This is a genomic window from Nonomuraea sp. NPDC050310 (genome assembly GCF_040655795.1).
Classification (GTDB): domain Bacteria; phylum Actinomycetota; class Actinomycetes; order Streptosporangiales; family Streptosporangiaceae; genus Nonomuraea.
This window is the reverse complement of sequence record NZ_JBFAKP010000009.1, coordinates 153,756-171,421: the sequence shown is the minus strand read 5'-3', so window position 1 is coordinate 171,421 and position 17,666 is coordinate 153,756. Positions and strand designations below refer to the sequence as shown.

The window sequence follows — 17,666 nt, the reverse complement described above, 5'->3', positions numbered from 1 at the left end:
ACATCCGATGTATGGGCTAGGGGATGCTGTTGTGAAGTTGCTGCGAGTAGGACCTGCCGGGCAGGAACGGCCGGCCGTGCTGGATGCCGCCGGACGCCTGCGCGACATCGGGGAGGCCGAGCTCGACGGGGCGTTCTTCGCCTCCGGCGGTGTGGAGCGCGTCCGCCGGGCACTGGAGCAGGGGTCCCTCCCGGTGATCGAGGCCGAGGGGCTGCGCATCGGCGCACCCGTGGCCCGTCCCGGCAAAGTGGTGTGCATCGGGCTGAACTACCGCGACCACGCCGCCGAGTCCGGCGCGGCGGTCCCGGAGGAGCCGGTCGTCTTCATGAAGGCGGCCAACACGGTGATCGGACCTCATGACGAAGTCCTGGTGCCCCGGGGCAGCGTGAAGACCGACTGGGAGGTCGAGCTGGCCGTGGTCGTCGGCCGGACCTGCCGCTACTTGGAATCGCGCGAGGAGGCGCTGGCCGCCGTCGCCGGCTACGCCATCTCCAACGACGTCTCCGAGCGCGAGTTCCAGCTGGAGCGCGGCGGCCAGTGGGACAAGGGCAAGTCGTGCGAGACCTTCAACCCGCTGGGCCCCTGGCTGGTGACCGCCGACGAGATCGGCGAGCCCCAGGACCTCGGCCTGCGCCTGTGGGTCAACGGCGAGCTGCGCCAGGACGGCTCCTCCAAGAACATGATCTTCGATGTGGCCGAGATCGTCCGCTACCTCAGCCAGTTCATGGTGCTGGAGCCGGGCGACGTGATCAACACCGGCACCCCGGCGGGCGTGGCCCTCGGCGGCTTCCCCTACCTCAAGGCCGGAGACGTGATGGAACTGGAGATCGACGGTCTCGGCCGGCAGCGCCAGACGGTGGGCCAGGCATGATCACTGAGCTGGTCACGCACGACATCCGCTTCCCGACCTCGCGGGAGCTGGACGGCTCCGACGCGATGAACCCCGACCCCGACTACTCCGCCGCCTATGTGGTGCTCAAGAGCGACGACGGCCTGGAGGGCCACGGCTTCGCCTTCACCATCGGCCGCGGCAACGACGTGCAGACCGCGGCGATCGACGCGCTGCGCCCCTACGTCGTGGGCCGGGAGGCCGACGACCTCGGCGCGCTGTACAAGGAGCTGGTCTACGACTCCCAGCTCCGCTGGCTCGGCCCGGAGAAGGGCGTCATGCACATGGCGATCTCCGCGGTCGTCAACGCGCTCTGGGACCTCAAGGCCAAGCGCGAGGGCAAGCCGCTGTGGCTGCTGCTCGCCGAGCTGACCCCCGAGCAGCTCGTCGACCTGATCGACTTCCGCTACCTCAGCGACGCCCTCACCCCGGAGGAGGCGCTGGAGATCCTGCGCCGGGCCGAACCCGGCAAGCGGGAGCGGATCGAGCACCTCAAGCGGCACGGCTACCCCGCCTACACCACCTCACCCGGCTGGCTCGGCTACGACGACGACAAGCTGCGCCGCCTGTGCAAGGAGGCCCTCGACGAGGGCTTCACCCAGATCAAGCTCAAGGTCGGCGCCGACCTCCAGGACGACATCCGCCGCTTCCGCACCGCCCGCGAGGTCTGCGGCCCCGACTTCCCGATCGCCATCGACGCCAACCAGCGCTGGGACGTCGGCACCGCGATCGAGTGGGTCACCGCGCTGCGGGAGTTCCGCCCGCACTGGGTGGAGGAGCCGACCAGCCCCGACGACGTGCTCGGCCACGCGACCATCGCCCGCGCCATCGCCCCGATCAAGGTCGCCACCGGCGAGCACGTCCAGAACCGCATGATCTTCAAGCAGATGCTCCAGGCGGGCTCCCTGTCCTACCTGCAGCTCGACTCGGCCCGGGTGGGCGGCGTCAACGAGAACATCGCCATCCTGCTGCTGGCCGCCCGCTTCGGCGTCCCGGTCTGCCCGCACGCCGGCGGCGTCGGGCTGTGCGAGCTGGTCCAGCACCTGTCGATGTTCGACTACGTCGCGGTCACCGGCACGATGGACAACCGGGTCATCGAGTACGTGGACCACCTGCACGAACACTTCGTCGACCCGGTCGTGATCGAGAACGGCAACTACCGCGCGCCGCTGACCCCCGGCTTCAGCGCGCAGATGCACGCCGAGTCGATCGCGGCCCACAGCTATCCCGGCGGCGACGTCTGGAGGGACCAATGAGAGCGATCGTGACCGGCGGCGGCTCGGGCATCGGCCTGGCCGTCGTGGAGACCTTCCGTGCCCGGGGCTGGCGGGCCGTGGCACTCGACCTGGTCCCGCCCGCCGACGGCATCCGCTGCGACGTGACCGACGACCAGCAGGTCCGTACGGCTGTCGCCGAGGCCGCCGAGCGCCTGGGCGGGCTCGACATCGTGGTGAACAACGCCGGCATCGGCGCCCAGGGCACCGTCGAGGACAACCCGGACGCCGAGTGGCTCAAGGTCTACGACGTCAACGTGCTCGGGCTGGTCCGGGTCAGCCGGGCGGCTCTGCCGTACCTCCGGAGGTCCGAGCACGCGGCGATCATCAACACCTGCTCGATCGCCGCCACCGCGGGCCTGCCCATGCGGGCCCTCTACAGCGCGACCAAGGGCGCGGTGCTGTCGCTGACCCTGGCGATGGCCGCCGACCACGTCCGCGAAGGAATCAGGGTCAACTGCGTCAACCCCGGCACTGCCGACACCCCCTGGGTGCAGAGGCTGCTCGATTCGGCCACCGATCCCGAAGCCGAGCGCAAGGCACTCAACGCCAGGCAGCCCATGGGCCGCTTGGTCAGCGCGGCGGAGGTCGCCTCGGCGATCGCCTTCCTCGCTGGTCCTGAATCCGGAGCCACGACTGGAACCGCGCTGGCGGTCGACGGTGGCATGCAAGGGCTGCGGCTGCGGCCCGTGGAAGGGTAAGCATGAAGCTCACTTCCGTTCTCGCCGGCGCGGCGATGGTGACGTTGCTGGCGGCCTGCGGGTCCACTTCGGACGGCACCGCGGCGGCCGGCGGCGGCAAGGTCGGCATCGACCACCCGCGCGCCGACTCCGACTTCTGGAACTCCTACATCAAGTACGTGCCGACGATGGCCGGCGAGCTCAAGGTGGACCTGCTCAACGCCACCAACTCGCAGAACGACGTCTCCAAGCTGGTCAGCAACGTGCAGACGCTGACCGGCCAGGGCGCCAAGGCGATCGTCATGGCCCCGCAGGACACCGCGGCCATCGCCACCACGCTCCAGCAGCTCGAGACCAAGAAGATCCCGGTCATCACGGTCGACACCCGCCCCGACACCGGCAAGGTCTACATGGTCGTGCGCGCCGACAACCGCGCCTACGGCACCAAGGCCTGCGAGTTCCTCGGCGAGAAGCTGGGCGGCAAGGGCAAGGTCGTGCAGCTCCAGGGCGCGCTCGGCTCGATCAACGGCCGCGACCGCTCCGAGGCCTTCCACGAGTGCATGAAGGGCAAGTTCCCCGGCATCCAGGTCTTCGACGAGCCGACCGAGTGGGACGGCAGCAAGGCCGCCTCGATGCTGCAGACCCGCCTGGAGCAGCACCCCGACATCAAGGGCGTCTACATGCACGCCGGCGGCGTGCACCTGGCCCCGACGCTGCAGGTGCTGAAGACCAAGGGCCTGCTGGTCGCGCCGGAGGACCCCAAGCACGTCTTCGTCGTCTCCAACGACGGCATCCCGCAGGAGTTCGAGGCCATCCGCAAGGGCGAGATCGACGCCACCGTCTCACAGCCGGCCGACCTGTACGCCAAGTACGCGCTCTTCTACGCCAAGGCCGCGGTGGACGGCAAGACGTTCAAGCCGGGACCGACCGACCACGACAGCACGATCATCGAGCTGCCGAACGGCCTGGAGGACCAGCTCCCCGCGCCGCTGGTCACCAAGGAGAACGTCGACGACCCGAAGCTCTGGGGCAACACGGTCAAGTAGATGAACATTCACGTTGAAGCCCGGTCCATCACCAAGCGCTTCGGTCCCACGACGGCGCTGAACGGCGCCGGCCTCTCGATCGCCGAGGGCGAGACGCACGCCCTCGTGGGCAGGAACGGCGCGGGCAAGTCCACGCTCGTGTCGATCCTGACCGGGCTCCAGCGTCCGGACGAGGGCGAGGTGCTGTTCTCCGGAACGCCCGCGCCCGCCCTCGCCGACCGGGACGCCTGGCGGCGACGAGTCGCCTGCGTGTACCAGAAGTCGACGATCATCCCGAACCTGACGGTCACCGAGAACCTCTTCCTGCACCGGCAGACCACCGGGAGGATCATCAACTGGCGGGCCCTGCGCGCGAAGGCCCGCGAGCTGCTCGACACCTACGAGGTCGACGTGGACGGCGAGCGCCTCGCCGGCGAGCTCAGCGTGGAGCAGCGCCAGCTCGTCGAGATCGCCCGCGCGCTGTCGTTCGGCGCGCGCTTCATCATCCTCGACGAGCCCACCGCCCGGCTGGACGGCCCGGCGATCGAGCGGTTGTTCGTCCGCATGCGGGCGCTCAAGGCGCAGGGCGTGACGATGATGTACATCTCGCACCACCTGGAGGAGGTGTACGAGATCTGCCAGAGCGTCACGGTCTTCCGCGACGCCCGGCACATCATGACCCGCCCGGTCGCCGACCTGCCGCACCAGGAGCTGGTCGACGCCATGACCGGCGAGGCCACCGCGGCCTACCAGGCGCGCAGCCGTACCCCCGGGTCCGGCGTGGTGCTGGCCGCCTCGGGGCTGTCGCTGGCCGGCCGCTACGAGGGCGTCGACCTGGAGGTGCGCTCCGGCGAGGTGATCGGCCTGGCCGGCTCGGCCAGCAGCGGCAAGATCGGCCTGGCCGAGACCCTGGTCGGGCTGCGCCGGCCGGACGCCGGGACGGTCACGGTCAACGGCACCCAGCCCAAACCGGGCGACGTGCCCGCCTTCCTGGCGGCCGGGCTGGGCTTCGTGCCCGAGGACCGGCACCACGAGGGCTTCGTGCCGCTGCTGTCGGTGGGGGAGAACGCCACCATCCCGATCGCCGGCAAGCTCGGCCGGTTCGGCGTGATCAGCCCGGCCCGGCGGCGGGCGCGAGCCGTACAGATGATCAAGGATCTGGACATCAAGACCGAGGGCCCCGAGCAGCCCGTCGGCGACCTGTCGGGCGGCAACGCGCAGAAGGTCGTCTTCGCCCGCGCCCTGGTGGACGAGCCCGCCGCGCTGGTCGTCATGAACCCCACCGCCGGCGTCGACGTGAAGGCCAAGCAGGCCCTGCTCGGCGCGGTGGAGGACGCCGCCGAGCGCGGGGCCGGCGCGGTCGTCGTCTCCGACGAGCTCGACGACCTGCGCATCTGCGACCGCGTCCTGGTGATGTTCCACGGCCGGATCGTGAAGGACGTGCCACGTGGATGGACCGACCACGAACTCGTGGCCGTGATGGAAGGCATCGAAGAGTGACAACACTGACGGCACCCAGGTTGCGCCTGACCAGGTTCAGGGACCTCACGCTGGTCCCGGTGATCGTGCTCCTGCTCATCGTGGGCGCGATCCTGGACCCGTTCTTCCTGACCGCGGGCAACCTCACCAACGTCCTGCAGCAGCAGGCCGCGATCTCGCTGGTCGTCCTGGCCGAGGCGCTGATCCTCATCTCCGGCAAGTTCGACCTGTCGCTGGAGGCGACCGTCGGCATGGCCCCGGCCATCGCGGTGATGCTGGTCGTGCCCGCCTCCGCGGGCGGCTTCGGCCTGGGGCTGCCCGCGGCGCTGGTGATCCCGCTCTGCCTGCTCATCGGCGCGGCGATCGGCGCGTTCAACGGCTTCCTGATCCTCAGGTTCCAGTTGTCGGCCTTCGTGGTCACCCTCGCGATGATGATCGTCATCGGCGGCCTGCAGCTCGGGCCGACCGAGGGCAAGACCCTCTTCAAGCTGCCGGAATCCATCCTCTACCTGGGCAGCACCACCTGGCTCGGCCTGCCCGCGGCCATCTGGATCGCCGCGATCCTGTTCGCCGGCGGCATCTTCGCCCTGGCCTACACCCGCGTCGGCCGCTCGCTGTACGCCATCGGCGGCAACGCCGACGCCGCCCGCGCCGCCGGCATCCGGGTGGACCGGGTGCTCTGGGGCGTCTTCATCCTCGGCGGCGTGCTCGCCGCGCTCGCCGGCATCCTGGAGACCGGCCGGCTCGGCGCCATCGGCTCCGGCCAGGGCGACGGCTGGATCTTCATGGTCTTCGCCGCCGCGGTCATCGGCGGCGTGAGCATGGACGGCGGCAAGGGCACCATCCTCGGCGCCCTCACCGGTGTCCTGGTCATCGGCCTGGTCCAGAACCTCCTGACCCTCAAGGGCGTGTCCGGCTTCTGGCAGCCGGTGGTCTACGGTCTGATCATCCTGATCGCGCTCATCATCAGCCGGGTCGCCGGCGGAAAGGCACAGGACTGATGCAACGCCTGGCCATCCGCACCCGGCTCAAGCCCGGCTGCGAGGAGATCTACGACCGCGAGCACGCCGTCGTCCCCGCCGACCTCGACGAGGCGCTGCGCCGGCACGGCGTGCACGTCTGGCGCATCTGGCGCGACGGCCTCGACCTCTTCCACTACGTCGAGGTCGAGGACTGGGCCGCCTTCCAGGCCGGGATGAAGCACGAACCGGCCGACATCGCCTGGCAGCGGCAGATGAACCGGCTGCTCGACGGCGACTTCGACCAGGAGTCCACCGGGCTCCGGCAGGTGTGGGAGCTCGGGTGATCGACCTGCCCCGGCTCGGGCTGGGCGCCGCCCCCATCGGCAACCTCTACGCCGAGGTGGACGACGCCCAGGCCCGCGCGACCGTGGACGCCGCCTGGGACAGCGGCGTCCGGCTCTACGACACCGCGCCGCACTACGGCCTCGGCCTGTCCGAGCGGCGGCTCGGCGCGGCCCTGCGCGAGCGTTCCGGGTACGTGCTGTCCACCAAGGTCGGCCGGCTCCTGGAGCCCGGCTATCCCGTCGAGCCCGACACCGCCGGCTTCGCCGTCCGGAGCGACCTGCGCCGCCGCTGGGACTTCTCCGCCGCCGGCGTGCGCCGCTCCCTGGAGGAGTCGCTGGTACGGCTCGGCGTCCCGGCCGTCGATCTCGCGCTCATCCACGACCCGGACGACCACGTGGAGCAGGCGCTGGAGGAGGCCTACCCCGAGCTCGACCGGATGCGCTCGGAGGGGCTGATCCGCGCGATCGGCATCGGGATGAACCAGTGGAAGGTCCCGCTCTGGTTCGTCCAGGAGACCGACCTCGACGTCGTCATGCTCGCCGGCCGCTACACCCTGCTCGACCAGAGCGGCCTGCCCCTGCTCGACGAGTGCGCCGCGCGAGGGGTGCAGGTGATCGCCGCCGGGGTCTTCAACAGCGGCCTCCTGGCCACGCCCGAGCCCGCCGGCACCTTCGACTACCTGCCCGCGCCGCCCGCCCTGCTCGATCGGGCCCGGCGGCTGGCGCAGACCTGCGAGCGGTTCGGCGTCTCGCTGCCGCAGGCCGCCATGGCCTTCCCGCTGCGGCACCCGGCGGTCTCCTCGATCGTCGTCGGCGCCAAGTCGGCGGCCGAGATCCGGGCCAACGCGGCGCTGGCCGCGGCGCCGGTGCCCGAGGCGCTGTGGCCGGAACTTTCTTCCGTCTCCAGTGAGTGAGTGAAGGAAAATAGCGCCGACCTGGGGTGCGACAGATATTGCTTAGGAAAGTTTCCTATTTAACAATCTGATCAACAACCCCCAGGGAGGCAGCATGAAGCGCCGGATCCTCACCCTGCTCGCCGCCGGGGCGCTCACCGCCCTAGCACTGCCCACAGCCGCCCACGCCGACACCGTCACCGCCACCCACGGCCCGCTCAGCATCGGCGGGTACTGCAGCTCCCAGGTCAACTCCACGGCCTGGATCGGCTTCTACGAGGTCTACGGCCTCAACTGCTACGCCTCCAAGTGGGGCGGCGGCTTCCAGTTCGTGGGCGCGGGCAGTCCCATGGCCGCGTGTGCCCACCTCATGCCCGGCGTGACCATCACCTCCGCCAGCCGGGCCGCCTCCGACGCCCTCACCTGCACCGGCACCCGCTGACCGCCCACGGGCGCCCCGGCCTGGCAGGGGCGCCCGTTATCCTCAGCTATGCCGTTGGCCTGCCGCGAGTACGTGAGCACGCGCTGCACGGGGGACCGTGCGGCCGACTACGAGATCCTGCTGCGGATGCGCGACCACCTCCGCGCCCTGACCGACCGCCACCCCGACCTCCGCTTCCGAGCCGCGGCCTTCAGCCGGGAATCGGAGCTGGAGCAGGAACTGATCGACCCGGTGCGGGCCCTCGCCGGCACCGGCGGCGTCCTGCCGCTCATCTGGCTCAACCTCACCTACCCGGCCGGGCACGTGCCGCCGGAGGCGTTGCTGGAGCTGGAGGAGACCTTCGAGCTGCGCCTGCTCGGCGAGTTCGTGGACGAGCCGGTCAGCTCGGCAGATGGAGCCAGTGCTTCGACTCACCCGGGACGTACGGGGAATCCAGGCGCTTGAGGACGACGCCGGGCAGGCGCTGCTCCCGGGCCGCCTGCCGGACCGCCGCGAACTCCCCGGCCCAGGCCGGGGCAGTGAGCCAGCGGGGACCCGACACGTCCAGCTCCTCCAGCAGCTCGCGCCGCCGGGTGTACGGCTCGCCGACCAGGCTCACGCCGTCGTCGTAGAGCACGTCGAAACAGACGAAGACCTCCACCCCCTGCAGCGTCACCAGCTCCCCGTCCAGCATCGCCGCGCGGCTGCCGAACCGCTCGGCCAGCGGGCGCAGGAGCTTCACGTTAGTCCGGCCGCCGTCGATGGTGGCGATCGTGCGCCGGCCGCCCCAGGCGAACTCGGCCGCGTACCGCGACAAGTCCTTGGGCGCCCGCGACCGCCGCATCGCGAGCATGGGCTCGGCGGGCGGCAGGGGATCGCGGGTGGCCGGATCCATCCGGTGGATCATCCAGTTCTTGCCGTCGGTCTGGAAGAGCACGAACCGCCCCGACGCGCGCTCCCCGTGCAGCACGATCTTGACCTCGCGGTCGGTCCACTTCTCGGTCTCGTAGGTGCCCCGGTCCCAGATCGACATCGCGCCGCCGCCGTACTCGCCCTGCGGGATCTCGCCCTCGAAGGTCGCGTACTCCATCGGGTGGTCCTCGGTGTGCACGGCCAGATGGTTGACCTTGGGGTCGGGCGGCAGCCCCTTGGGAATCGCCCAGGAGGCCAGCACCCCGGCCCGTTCGAGGCGCAGGTCCCAGTGCAGGGAGCGGGCGTGGTGCTCGTGGATGACGAAGCTGTCGTCCGAGCCCGGCCGGGGTTCGCCGAAAGGCTCGGGGGTACGGCTGGCATCGCGCTTGTCCCGGTATCGGTCGAGCATGACCGGAGTTGTACCCGCAGAGCACGCACGTATGGCGGAGCGTGACGGGCGCCGCGGAAGGGAAGGTCAGTCGAGGGCCTTGCGCAGCCAGGCCTCTATGCCGGCGACGTGCACCGTCGCCCACGAACGCGCCACGTCGGGCTGCCGGGCGGCGATGGCCTCGTAGATCGCGGTGTGCTGCTCCCGCGTCTTGGTCAGCGCGCCCTCCTGCGTCAGGCCCCGCCACACGCGGGCCCGCTGGGTCGGCCCGGCCAGGCTCTCGATGAACGAGCACAACACGCTGTTGCCCGAGCCGCGCGCGATCCGGTGGTGGAACTTCAGGTCGTTGTCGACGAGCTCCTCGATGGTCGGCTCCTCCGGCAGGGAGTCGAGGATGGCGCCCAGCTCGGCGATGTCCTCGTCGGTCATCAGCTCGGTGGCCATCGCGGTGGCGGCCGGCTCCAGGATGCGGCGCACCTCGAAGAACTGGATGACGCTGTCGTCCCGGTGCAGGTCGAGCACGAAGGACAGGGTGTCGAGCAGGAGGCCCGGCTCCAGGCTGGTCACGTAGGTGCCGTCGCCCTGGCGGACGTCGAGCACGTTGATCAGCGCCAGTGCGCGGACCGCCTCCCGGAGCGAGTTACGTGACAGGCCCAGGTGTTCGGCCAGGTCAGCCTCCTTGGGCAACCTGGCGCCCGGCGCGAGTTCGCCGGAGAGGATCATCTGCTTGATCTTGTCGATCGCAGCGTCTGTGACGGCCACGCCGGACTCCTTCTAGACATCGGATGTCTTGGAGTCTAGACCCTCTCGAGGACGGTGGCGGTAGCGAGCGCGCCCCCGGCGCACATCGAGATCAGCGCGGTGCCCTTTCCGGACCGTTCGAGCTCGTGCAGGGCGGTGGTCATCAGTCGGGCGCCGGTTGCGCCGACCGGGTGGCCGAGTGCGATGGCGCCGCCGTTCACGTTCACGCGGTCGAAGTCGGGGGCGTGCACCTGGGCCCAGGACAGGACCACCGCCGCGAACGCCTCGTTCACCTCGAACAGCTCGATGTCGCTTATCGTCAGGCCGGACGTGCGTAGCACCCGGCTGGTGGCCTCCGCCGGGCCGTCCAGGTGGTAGTACGGCTCCGCTCCGACCAATGCCTGAGCCAGGATCCGGGCCCGGGGGCGCTTGCCGTACCTCGCCGCGGCCTCCTCACTCATCAGCAGCACCGCGGCCGCCCCATCCGAGATCTGCGACGACGTCCCCGCCGTGTGCAACCCACCCGGCACCACCGCCTTCAACCCCGCCAGCCCCGCCTCCGAGGTCTCCCGCAACCCCTGATCCCGCCGCACCTGCCGCATGTCTTCCCTGTGCCCGCCCCTTCCGGCAGCCCCACCACCTCCCGCAGTCCCGCCGCTTTCGGCTGCCCCGCCACCACGGACTGCCCAGGCACCTCGGACACCTTCGCCCACCCGAGCGGCCCGGACATCCCCCCGGCCACCTTCGTCCACCCCAGCGGCTCGCGCGTCCCCCCGGCCACCGGGAGCCTGGGCACCTTGGTCCCCCGCACCTCCCTCGGAGTTCCCGGGGATCGGTGGGGAGGGTGGGCGGGTGGTCGGTGAGACCGGTGAGGCTGAGGCCGAGGCGGTGGTTGAGGTGGTGGCTGGGCTGGTCGGGACGGTGAGGGGGATGATCTCGCGGTCGAAGCGGCCGTCCGCCCAGGCCTTGGCGGCCAGGCGTTGGGAGCGGGCGCCCAGCCAGTCGAGGCGCTCCCGGGTCAACCCACGGCGCCGGGCGATACGTTCGGCGGCGGTGAACTGGTCGGGCAGGTCCAGCGACCAGTCATCCGGCTTGGGGTTGGCAGGCCGTACGTTGCTACCGAGTGGCGCCCGGCTCATCACCTCCACGCCACAGGCCACCCCGACCTCGATGACCCCGGCCTGGATGAGCGCCGCCACCAGGTGGACCGCCTGCTGGGAGGAGCCGCACTGGGCGTCGATCGTGGTCACCCCGGTTTGGTACGGAAGGCCGGCATACAGCCAGGAGTACCGGCCGATGTGGTTGCCCTGTTCCCCGGCCTGGGTGACACAGCCCGCGAACACCTGGTCGACCACGGCCGGATCGACGCCGGACCGCTCGAACAGGCCGGTGAGCGCGGCAGCCAGAACCTGTTGCGGTTTCAGCTCCGCCAGCCAGCCGTTGCGCTTGCCGATGGGGGTCCGGACGGCTTCGACGATCACGGGGGTGCCCATGACCGTGAATGTAACGTGTTCTAGTTAGCTCGGCTAGAGACTCCTTGGGTGGACTAGGGAGGCCGGTCAGGGACGGTTGGGACAGAGACGGTTCGGCCCGTTTCGCCCACCCCGCCGCCGAAGAGGGAGAACACGCCCGCGAAGGCCCCGCTGTCGGCCCCCGCGGGCGAGGGGGCTCACCCGCGTCACCCCTCGGAGTGGTCCGGTCAGAGGTGGTTCGGCCGATGGGAGACCGGTCGGACGCGGGCCGGTCGGACGTGGGCCGGTCTGAGGTTGGCCGGTCGGACGTGGGCCGGTCTGAGGTTGGCCGGTCGGAGGTGGGCCGGTTAGAGGTGGTCGGGCAGGCCGAAGGTCTTGAAGAGGCTCAGGTCGAAGAACTGGCTCACGTGGCTCACCCGGTCGCCCGACAGGGTGAGCACCGGGATGGCGAACGGCTCGCCCTTGAAGTACATGCCGAAGGCCGCCTGGCCGTTGGCCTCGGTCGGGATGAGCCGCAGGTCGCCGGGAACCTTCGCCGGGCACCAGGTGGTGATGAGCCGGACGATGTCCTCCGGGCCTTGGTACCAGCCCTCGAAGGGCGGCATCTCCCAGACCGCGTCCTGCGTGAACAGCTCCACGATCGCGGCGACGTCGTAGTCCTCGAACGCCTTGACGTAGCGGTCGAGGATCTCCTTGCGCTCCTGCGCGGACGGCTCGGCGAGCTCCTCCTCACGCAGCCCCGCCTGCTCCAACTGCGCCTTGGCGCGCTGCAGCATGCTGTTGACCGCGACGGTGGTGGTGCCGAGCACCTCGGCGGTCTCGGCCGCCTTCCACTGCAGCACCTCACGCAGCACCAGGACCGCCCGCTGGCGGGCCGGAAGGTGCTGGAGCGCGGCCATCAGCGCCAGCCGCAGCGAGGAGCGCGAGGTCGCGACGTTGGCGGGATCGACCATGGAGTCGGGCAGCGGCTCCAGCCACGGCACCTCCCGGGTGACCAGCTCGTCGCTGGGATCGGCGCTGGGCGCCCCCAGGCCGGTCGGCATCGGGCGGCGCTGGCGGCTGTCGAGCGCGGTCAGGCAGGTGTTCGTGGCGATCTTGTACATCCACGTGCGCACGGAGGCGCGGCCGTCGAACTTCTCATAGGCCTTCCAGGCCCGCAGGTAGGTCTCCTGGACCAGGTCCTCGGCGTCATGAACGGAACCCGTCATGCGGTAGCAGTGCGCGATCAGCTCGCGCCGCAACGGGTCGGCCAGACGAAGGAACTCCTCGTTGTCCGTCATGCCTCCATGTATATGCCAGGCCACCGACAATTTCGTGCCGCACCCTGCGTTCGGGAAAACGACCTTCGACCTCGGGTTTCCCGGCGGCGGCACCGACCGCCGCGGTAAGGGTTCCGTCGGAAGGGCGGTCAGTGCGTGCGGGCCGGGCGGCGGCGGGCCTCGGGGACGACCAGCGGGGTGCCGGTCTGCGGGTCGGGGATGATCTCGCAACGCAGCCCGAAGACCTCGCGGACCAGGTCGGCGGTCATGATCGAGCCCGGCTCGCCCTCGGCGAGGATGCGGCCGTCGCGCATGACGATCAGGTGGTCGGCGTAGCGGCAGGCCTGGTTGAGGTCGTGCAGGACGGCGACCAGGGTCCGGCCCTGCTCGTGCAGCCCGGCGCACAGGTCGAGGACCTCGATCTGGTGGGCGATGTCCAGGAAGGTGGTGGGCTCGTCGAGCAGGAGGATCGGGGTCTCCTGCGCCAGCGCCATCGCCAGCCACACGCGCTGGCGCTGGCCGCCGGAGAGCTCGTCGACCGAGCGGGCGGCCAGGTCGGTGACGTCGGTGGCGGCCATGGCCGAGGCGACGGCGCTCTCGTCGGCCTTGGACCACTGCCGCATCAGCCGCTGGTGCGGGTAGCGTCCGCGGGCCACGAGGTCGGCGACGGTGATGCCGTCCGGCACGATCGAGGTCTGCGGCAGCAGGCCGAGCCGGCGGGCGACCTCCTTGCTGGGCAGGGAGGTGATCAGCGCGCCGTCGAGGTGGACCGCGCCGGCCTTCGGCTTCAGCATCCTGGCCAGGGCGCGCAGCAGGGTGGACTTGCCGCAGGCGTTCGGGCCGATGATCACGGTGAAGGAGCCGTCGGGGATGGTGACGTCCAGGCCTGTGGTGATGACCCGGCGGTCGTAGGCGAGGGTGAGGTCGGATCCGGTCAAGCGAGCCATCGGTCAGCGGTCCCTTCGGAAGGTGCGGTCGGATCCGGTCGGGCCAGGCATCAGCGGTCCCTTCGGGTCGGGCCGGGCATCAGCGGTCCCTTCGGAGGAGGAAGGCGAGGTAGGCGCCGCCGAGCGCGGCGGTCACCACGCCGACCGGCAGTTCGGAGGGCGCGATCACGCGCATGGCGATCAGGTCGGACAGGGCGAGCAGCACGGCCCCGGTGAGCGCGGAGGCGGGCAGGCTGAGGCCGGCGCCGCGCGTCATCCGCCGGGCGAGCTGAGGCGCGGCCAGCGCGACGAACATGACCGGCCCGGCCGCGGCGGTCGCCGCCCCGGCCAGCAGGACGCCGGCGACCAGCGCGGCCCCCCGCACCCGCTCCACGCGGATGCCGGCCGCGCGGGCGGCGTCGTCGCCCATCTCCATCATCCGCAACGGCCTGGCCAGCACCGCGCAGACCGGGAGCAGTACGGCAAGCGCCAGGCCCATCGGGATCGCGTGGTCCCAGCCCCGCCCGCTCAGGCTGCCGGTCAGCCAGGCGCCCGCGTTGGCCGCGTCGTTGAGGTTGGCCCTGGTCAGCAGGTAGGAGTCGACCGCCAGCAACAACGCGCCCGCGCCGATGCCGACCAGCACCAGCCGGTGTCCCGCCACCCCGCCTCGGTAGGCGACGGCGTAGATGAGCGCGGCGCTGAGGAGGCAGCCCAGCAGCGACCCGGCCGCGATCTGCCAGGCGGCGCCGCCGGCGACGACCATGAGGATGCCGCCGGTGGAGGCGCCCGCGGTCAGGCCGATCACGTCGGGGCTGCCCAGGGGGTTGCGGGTGAGGCTCTGGAAGATCGCTCCGCCGAGGCCGAAGGCCGCGCCGACCAGGAGGCCGGTGACCAGGCGTGGGGCGCGGAGGTTGGCCACGATCAGCTCGGCGATGGGGCTGCCCTCGCCGGTCAGCGCGGCGAGGATGTCGGGGATCGGCACGGTGATCTCGCCGGTGGACAGGGCCAGGGCGCTGACCGCCGCCGCCAGCAGGAGCAGCGCGAGCGTCACGACCACCGCCCGCGGCGCCAGCCGTACCGACCAGGGACCGAAACGGACGATCATGCGGCGGCTCGCTTCCCCGACCCGGTCGACGCCGGCACACCAGTCGCCCGGCCGCCCGCCTTCCGCAGCAACGAATCCCGGAGGGCCCGCTTCATGCGGCCGCTCGCCAAACTCCGGAGCGGCCGGTTCCTACCGCCGCTCGCCGAACTCCTGAGGGCCCGGTTCATACGGCGGCTCGCTTTCCGCGGCGGGCGAGGAACATCAGGATGGGCGCGCCGAGGGCGGCGCACATGATGCCGACCTGGACCTCGCCCGGCCGGGCGATCAGACGCCCGGCGACGTCGGCGGCCAGGAGCAGGGCGGGCGCGGCCAGCGCGCAGTACGGCAGGAGCCAGCGCAGGTCCGGCCCCACCAAGGCCCGTACGGCATGCGGTACGGCCAGCCCCACGAACCAGAGCGGCCCCGCCAGCGCGGTGGCCGACCCGCACAGCAGGGTGACCGCGACCGCGGTGAGCAGCCGGGTCCGCCCGAGGGAGGCCCCCAGCGCCGCCCCCGCCTCGTCCCCGAGCGCCAGGGCGTTGAGCGGCCGGGCCAGGCTCAGCCCCAGCACGACGCCGACGATGAGGAAGGGCGCCAGCCGGGTCAGCACGTCCGGGGTCTGGGCGGACAGCGAGCCGGTGAGCCAGAAGCGCATGCGGTCGAACACCTGGGCGTCCATCCGGAGCAACGCCTGGCACAAAGCGGTGCAGACCATGCCGAAGGCGACGCCGGCCAGGGTGAGCCGCACCGGGCTGGCCCCCGCGCGCCCGGCGGCCCCGAGGGCGTAGACGGCGACCGCGGCCAGCGCCGCCCCGGCGAAGGCGAACCAGACGTACCCGGCCGGGTCGGTGATGCCGAGCGCGAAGAGCGCGACCGTCGCGCCCAGCGCGGCCCCCTGGTTGACGCCCAGCAGTCCCGGGTCGGCGAGCGGGTTGCGGGTGAGGCTCTGCATCAGCGCGCCGGCCAGCCCCAAGGCGGTGCCGACGGCCAGGCCGAGGAGGGTGCGCGGGAGCCGTACGTCCAGCACAACGGTGTGCTCGGCGGTGTCGCCGGGGGTGGTGAGCACGTCGAACACCGTCTGCAGCGGCACGGGACGCGCGCCATACACGATGCTGGCCGTCACCGCCAGGAGCAGCAGGACGGCCACCCCGAGCAGCCCGAGGGGCTTGGCTTTCACAGGACCTCTCTCGTCAGCCACATTTAGGCAAGGCTAACCTAAAGGTGATGTAATGAGGCAAGGCTTACCTTAGGAGCCCCCCATGCCCGTATCCCGCAGGCAGCTACTGCTCGGCGGCGGCGCTCTGGCGCTGCTGTCGGCATGCGGCCAGAGCAAGCCGCAGTCCTCCCAGGCGGCGCCCCAGCCCTCCGGCTCGGCCGGCGGCTGGACCTTCACCGACGACCGGGGCAAGACGATCAGCCTGCCGAAGCGGCCCACCCGGGTGATCGCCCAGGTCAGCGCCGCGGCAACGCTCTGGGACTTCGGCGTGCGCCCGCTGGGCGTCTTCGGCCCGCACCGCCTCAAGGACGGCGCCAAGGACCCCGAGGCCGGCGACATCGACGTCAGCAAGGTCGAGACGATCGGCAACGTCTGGGACGAGTTCAACCTGGAGAAGTACATCTCCCTCCAGCCCGAGCTGCTGGTCGCCGGCATGTACGTCAAGGACCAGCTCTGGTACGTGCCGGAGAAGTCGAAGGACGCCATCGCCCAGGTCGCCCCGACCCTCGGCATCGCGCAGCAGGGCAAGGCGGGCGACGAGCTGATCCGCCGGTACGGCGAGCTGGCCGTGGCGCTCGGCGGCGCGATCGACGCCCAGGCCCAGGCCCGTTTCCAGGCCGCCGAGACCGCCCTCGTCGAGGCGGCCAAGACTAAGCGGAGGCTGCTGTTCTGCGCCGGCTCGCCGGACGGCTTCTGGGTGTGCAAGCCGTCGGAGTTCCCCGACCAGAAGTACCTGGTCTCGAAGGGCCTGGAGATCATCGAGCCGGAGAAGGTGGACGACGCCGGCTACTTCGAGACGCTGAGCTGGGAGAACGTCGACAAGTACGAGGCTGACGCGATCTTCGTGGACGCCCGGGCGCAGTCGATGAAGCTGGAGGAGTACGCCAAGAAGCCGACCTGGACCAAGCTCCCCGCGGTCAAGGCCGGGCACATCTACCCCTGGCGGGCCGAGACCCGGTTCAGCTACCAGGGCTACGCCGGGCAGGTCGAGGAGCTGGTGGCCAACCTCGGCAAGCTGGCCTAGAAGTCGGCCAGCAGGCGCGTGGCGGCGATCTCGATCCGGTGCTGGATCTGCTCGTAGGTCCGCCGCCCGCGCAGCATCTCCAGCAGCTCGTGCACCCAGACGCTGGACAGCGAGCCGGCCAGCGCGTGCTCCTCGTCGGTGGCCACGGCCCGGCCGGAGACGCGCAGCAGCAGCCCGGCCATGCGGTCGCCGAACGGCGTCTCGACCTCGGCCATGATCAGGGACCGGATGAGCGCGTCGGCCAGTTCGGGCTCGCGCATCAGCCCGCGGGTGGCCCGCATGAGCACGTCGACGGCGCGGCCCGAGGCGGTCGTCGCGCTCGGCGGCCGGCGCTCGATCGAGCTCTCCAGCAGGTCGATCTCCTCGCCGACGACCGCGACGACGAGGTCCATCTTGGAGGGGAAGTAGCGGTAGAGGGTGCCGAGGGCGACTCCGGCGCGCTCGGCGACGGTGCGCATCTGCATGGCCTCGACGCCGCCGCGGGAGGCGAGGGCCGCGGCCGCCTGGACGATGCGCTTGCGGCGCTGGTGCTGGCTGCGGGTGCGGGCGCCGGAGGCGCCGGAGTGCGGGTCGCTCTCCATCTCGCCCTCGCCGGGGGACGGCGGGACCGGGGTGGTGGCCGCCGTTGCGGGGGTGCGCATGAGAACACGTTATCTGATGGTTCCGGATCCCCGCTT

General features: G+C 71.2%; 19 protein-coding genes. 11 read left to right on the top strand and 8 right to left on the bottom strand.

What is annotated here, in order from left to right:
• Nucleotides 1-31: 31 nt before the first annotated feature.
• The 10 genes from AB0I67_RS22560 (at nt 32) to AB0I67_RS22515 (ending at nt 8,432) form a co-directional block, all read left to right on the top strand.
• Nucleotides 32-871, top strand: a complete 840-nt coding sequence (locus AB0I67_RS22560) for a fumarylacetoacetate hydrolase family protein (protein ID WP_357926728.1) — start codon at nt 32-34, stop codon at nt 869-871.
• Nucleotides 868-2,145 (top strand): L-fuconate dehydratase, encoded by a 1,278-nt coding sequence (locus tag AB0I67_RS22555; protein WP_357926725.1) that lies wholly within the window; start codon nt 868-870, stop codon nt 2,143-2,145. The genes AB0I67_RS22560 and AB0I67_RS22555 overlap by 4 nt, the downstream gene beginning before the upstream one ends.
• Nucleotides 2,142-2,864, top strand: a complete 723-nt coding sequence (locus tag AB0I67_RS22550; protein WP_357926722.1) for an SDR family oxidoreductase — start codon at nt 2,142-2,144, stop codon at nt 2,862-2,864. The genes AB0I67_RS22555 and AB0I67_RS22550 overlap by 4 nt, the downstream gene beginning before the upstream one ends.
• A gap of 2 nt (nt 2,865-2,866) precedes the next feature.
• Complete coding sequence (locus AB0I67_RS22545; RefSeq protein WP_357926720.1) at nt 2,867-3,889, top strand: sugar ABC transporter substrate-binding protein; 1,023 nt, start codon at nt 2,867-2,869, stop codon at nt 3,887-3,889.
• The gene (locus tag AB0I67_RS22540; RefSeq protein ID WP_357926719.1) at nt 3,890-5,368 is read left to right on the top strand and encodes a sugar ABC transporter ATP-binding protein; all 1,479 of its coding nucleotides are present in this window, start codon (nt 3,890-3,892) and stop codon (nt 5,366-5,368) included.
• Nucleotides 5,365-6,348, top strand: a complete 984-nt coding sequence (locus AB0I67_RS22535; RefSeq protein WP_357926716.1) for an ABC transporter permease — start codon at nt 5,365-5,367, stop codon at nt 6,346-6,348. Before AB0I67_RS22540 ends, AB0I67_RS22535 begins: the two co-directional genes overlap by 4 nt.
• A complete protein-coding gene (locus AB0I67_RS22530) occupies nt 6,348-6,653 on the top strand; it encodes an L-rhamnose mutarotase (protein WP_357926713.1) in 306 nt (101 codons plus the stop codon). The genes AB0I67_RS22535 and AB0I67_RS22530 overlap by 1 nt, the downstream gene beginning before the upstream one ends.
• Nucleotides 6,650-7,567 (top strand): aldo/keto reductase, encoded by a 918-nt coding sequence (locus tag AB0I67_RS22525; protein ID WP_357926710.1) that lies wholly within the window; start codon nt 6,650-6,652, stop codon nt 7,565-7,567. Before AB0I67_RS22530 ends, AB0I67_RS22525 begins: the two co-directional genes overlap by 4 nt.
• Nucleotides 7,568-7,661: 94 nt before the next feature.
• Nucleotides 7,662-7,988, top strand: a complete 327-nt coding sequence (locus AB0I67_RS22520) for a hypothetical protein (protein ID WP_357926707.1) — start codon at nt 7,662-7,664, stop codon at nt 7,986-7,988.
• Nucleotides 7,989-8,036: 48 nt separating this feature from the next.
• Nucleotides 8,037-8,432, top strand: coding sequence for a hypothetical protein (locus AB0I67_RS22515; protein ID WP_357926704.1), 396 nt, complete (start codon nt 8,037-8,039; stop codon nt 8,430-8,432).
• On the opposite strand, the gene AB0I67_RS22510 is transcribed toward AB0I67_RS22515, so the two are convergent.
• The 7 genes from AB0I67_RS22510 to AB0I67_RS22480 all read right to left on the bottom strand — a co-directional run bounded on the left by AB0I67_RS22510 (nt 8,368) and on the right by AB0I67_RS22480 (nt 15,926).
• Nucleotides 8,368-9,288, bottom strand: a complete 921-nt coding sequence (locus tag AB0I67_RS22510) for a DNA polymerase ligase N-terminal domain-containing protein (RefSeq protein WP_357926702.1) — start codon at nt 9,286-9,288, stop codon at nt 8,368-8,370. The genes AB0I67_RS22515 and AB0I67_RS22510 overlap by 65 nt on opposite strands.
• Before the next feature lie 66 nt (nt 9,289-9,354).
• Nucleotides 9,355-10,029: a FadR/GntR family transcriptional regulator gene (locus AB0I67_RS22505; RefSeq protein WP_357926698.1), complete on the bottom strand. Its 675-nt coding sequence runs from the start codon at nt 10,027-10,029 to the stop codon at nt 9,355-9,357.
• A 35-nt stretch (nt 10,030-10,064) separates the two neighbouring features.
• Nucleotides 10,065-11,501 carry a steroid 3-ketoacyl-CoA thiolase gene (locus AB0I67_RS22500; RefSeq protein ID WP_357926695.1) on the bottom strand — a complete coding sequence of 479 codons (1,437 nt, stop codon included), beginning with the start codon at nt 11,499-11,501 and terminating at the stop codon, nt 10,065-10,067.
• A 326-nt stretch (nt 11,502-11,827) separates the two neighbouring features.
• Complete coding sequence (locus AB0I67_RS22495) at nt 11,828-12,760, bottom strand: sigma-70 family RNA polymerase sigma factor (protein ID WP_357926692.1); 933 nt, start codon at nt 12,758-12,760, stop codon at nt 11,828-11,830.
• A 128-nt stretch (nt 12,761-12,888) separates the two neighbouring features.
• On the bottom strand, nt 12,889-13,686 hold the full coding sequence (locus tag AB0I67_RS22490) for an ABC transporter ATP-binding protein (RefSeq protein WP_357926690.1): 798 nt from the start codon (nt 13,684-13,686) through the stop codon (nt 12,889-12,891).
• A 79-nt stretch (nt 13,687-13,765) separates the two neighbouring features.
• Nucleotides 13,766-14,770 (bottom strand): iron chelate uptake ABC transporter family permease subunit, encoded by a 1,005-nt coding sequence (locus tag AB0I67_RS22485; protein ID WP_357926687.1) that lies wholly within the window; start codon nt 14,768-14,770, stop codon nt 13,766-13,768.
• Between the two features lie 163 nt (nt 14,771-14,933).
• Entirely contained in the window at nt 14,934-15,926 is a 993-nt protein-coding gene (locus AB0I67_RS22480) for an iron chelate uptake ABC transporter family permease subunit (RefSeq protein WP_357926684.1), read from the bottom strand.
• A gap of 82 nt (nt 15,927-16,008) precedes the next feature.
• On the opposite strand from AB0I67_RS22480, the gene AB0I67_RS22475 reads away from it, so the two are divergent.
• Complete coding sequence (locus tag AB0I67_RS22475) at nt 16,009-16,989, top strand: ABC transporter substrate-binding protein (RefSeq protein ID WP_357926681.1); 981 nt, start codon at nt 16,009-16,011, stop codon at nt 16,987-16,989.
• Here AB0I67_RS22475 and AB0I67_RS22470 read toward each other — a convergent pair.
• On the bottom strand, nt 16,986-17,570 hold the full coding sequence (locus tag AB0I67_RS22470) for a TetR family transcriptional regulator (protein WP_357927012.1): 585 nt from the start codon (nt 17,568-17,570) through the stop codon (nt 16,986-16,988). The two genes, AB0I67_RS22475 and AB0I67_RS22470, sit on opposite strands and share 4 nt — an antisense overlap.
• Nucleotides 17,571-17,666: the final 96 nt, after the last annotated feature.

Excerpts from the sequence above, each read along its gene's own strand:
- AB0I67_RS22545 (WP_357926720.1), top strand. The coding sequence starts at position 2,867 with ATGAAGCTCACTTCCGTTCTCGCCGGCGCGGCGATGGTGACGTTGCTG.
- AB0I67_RS22475 (WP_357926681.1), top strand. The coding sequence starts at position 16,009 with ATGCCCGTATCCCGCAGGCAGCTACTGCTCGGCGGCGGCGCTCTGGCG.
- AB0I67_RS22485 (WP_357926687.1), bottom strand. The coding sequence starts at position 14,770 with ATGATCGTCCGTTTCGGTCCCTGGTCGGTACGGCTGGCGCCGCGGGCG.
- AB0I67_RS22510 (WP_357926702.1), bottom strand. The coding sequence starts at position 9,288 with ATGCTCGACCGATACCGGGACAAGCGCGATGCCAGCCGTACCCCCGAG.
- AB0I67_RS22490 (WP_357926690.1), bottom strand. The coding sequence starts at position 13,686 with ATGGCTCGCTTGACCGGATCCGACCTCACCCTCGCCTACGACCGCCGG.
- AB0I67_RS22530 (WP_357926713.1), top strand. The coding sequence starts at position 6,348 with ATGCAACGCCTGGCCATCCGCACCCGGCTCAAGCCCGGCTGCGAGGAG.
- AB0I67_RS22540 (WP_357926719.1), top strand. The coding sequence starts at position 3,890 with ATGAACATTCACGTTGAAGCCCGGTCCATCACCAAGCGCTTCGGTCCC.
- AB0I67_RS22555 (WP_357926725.1), top strand. The coding sequence starts at position 868 with ATGATCACTGAGCTGGTCACGCACGACATCCGCTTCCCGACCTCGCGG.
- AB0I67_RS22515 (WP_357926704.1), top strand. The coding sequence starts at position 8,037 with ATGCCGTTGGCCTGCCGCGAGTACGTGAGCACGCGCTGCACGGGGGAC.
- AB0I67_RS22550 (WP_357926722.1), top strand. The coding sequence starts at position 2,142 with ATGAGAGCGATCGTGACCGGCGGCGGCTCGGGCATCGGCCTGGCCGTC.
- AB0I67_RS22500 (WP_357926695.1), bottom strand. The coding sequence starts at position 11,501 with ATGGGCACCCCCGTGATCGTCGAAGCCGTCCGGACCCCCATCGGCAAG.
- AB0I67_RS22495 (WP_357926692.1), bottom strand. The coding sequence starts at position 12,760 with ATGACGGACAACGAGGAGTTCCTTCGTCTGGCCGACCCGTTGCGGCGC.
- AB0I67_RS22470 (WP_357927012.1), bottom strand. The coding sequence starts at position 17,570 with ATGGAGAGCGACCCGCACTCCGGCGCCTCCGGCGCCCGCACCCGCAGC.
- AB0I67_RS22520 (WP_357926707.1), top strand. The coding sequence starts at position 7,662 with ATGAAGCGCCGGATCCTCACCCTGCTCGCCGCCGGGGCGCTCACCGCC.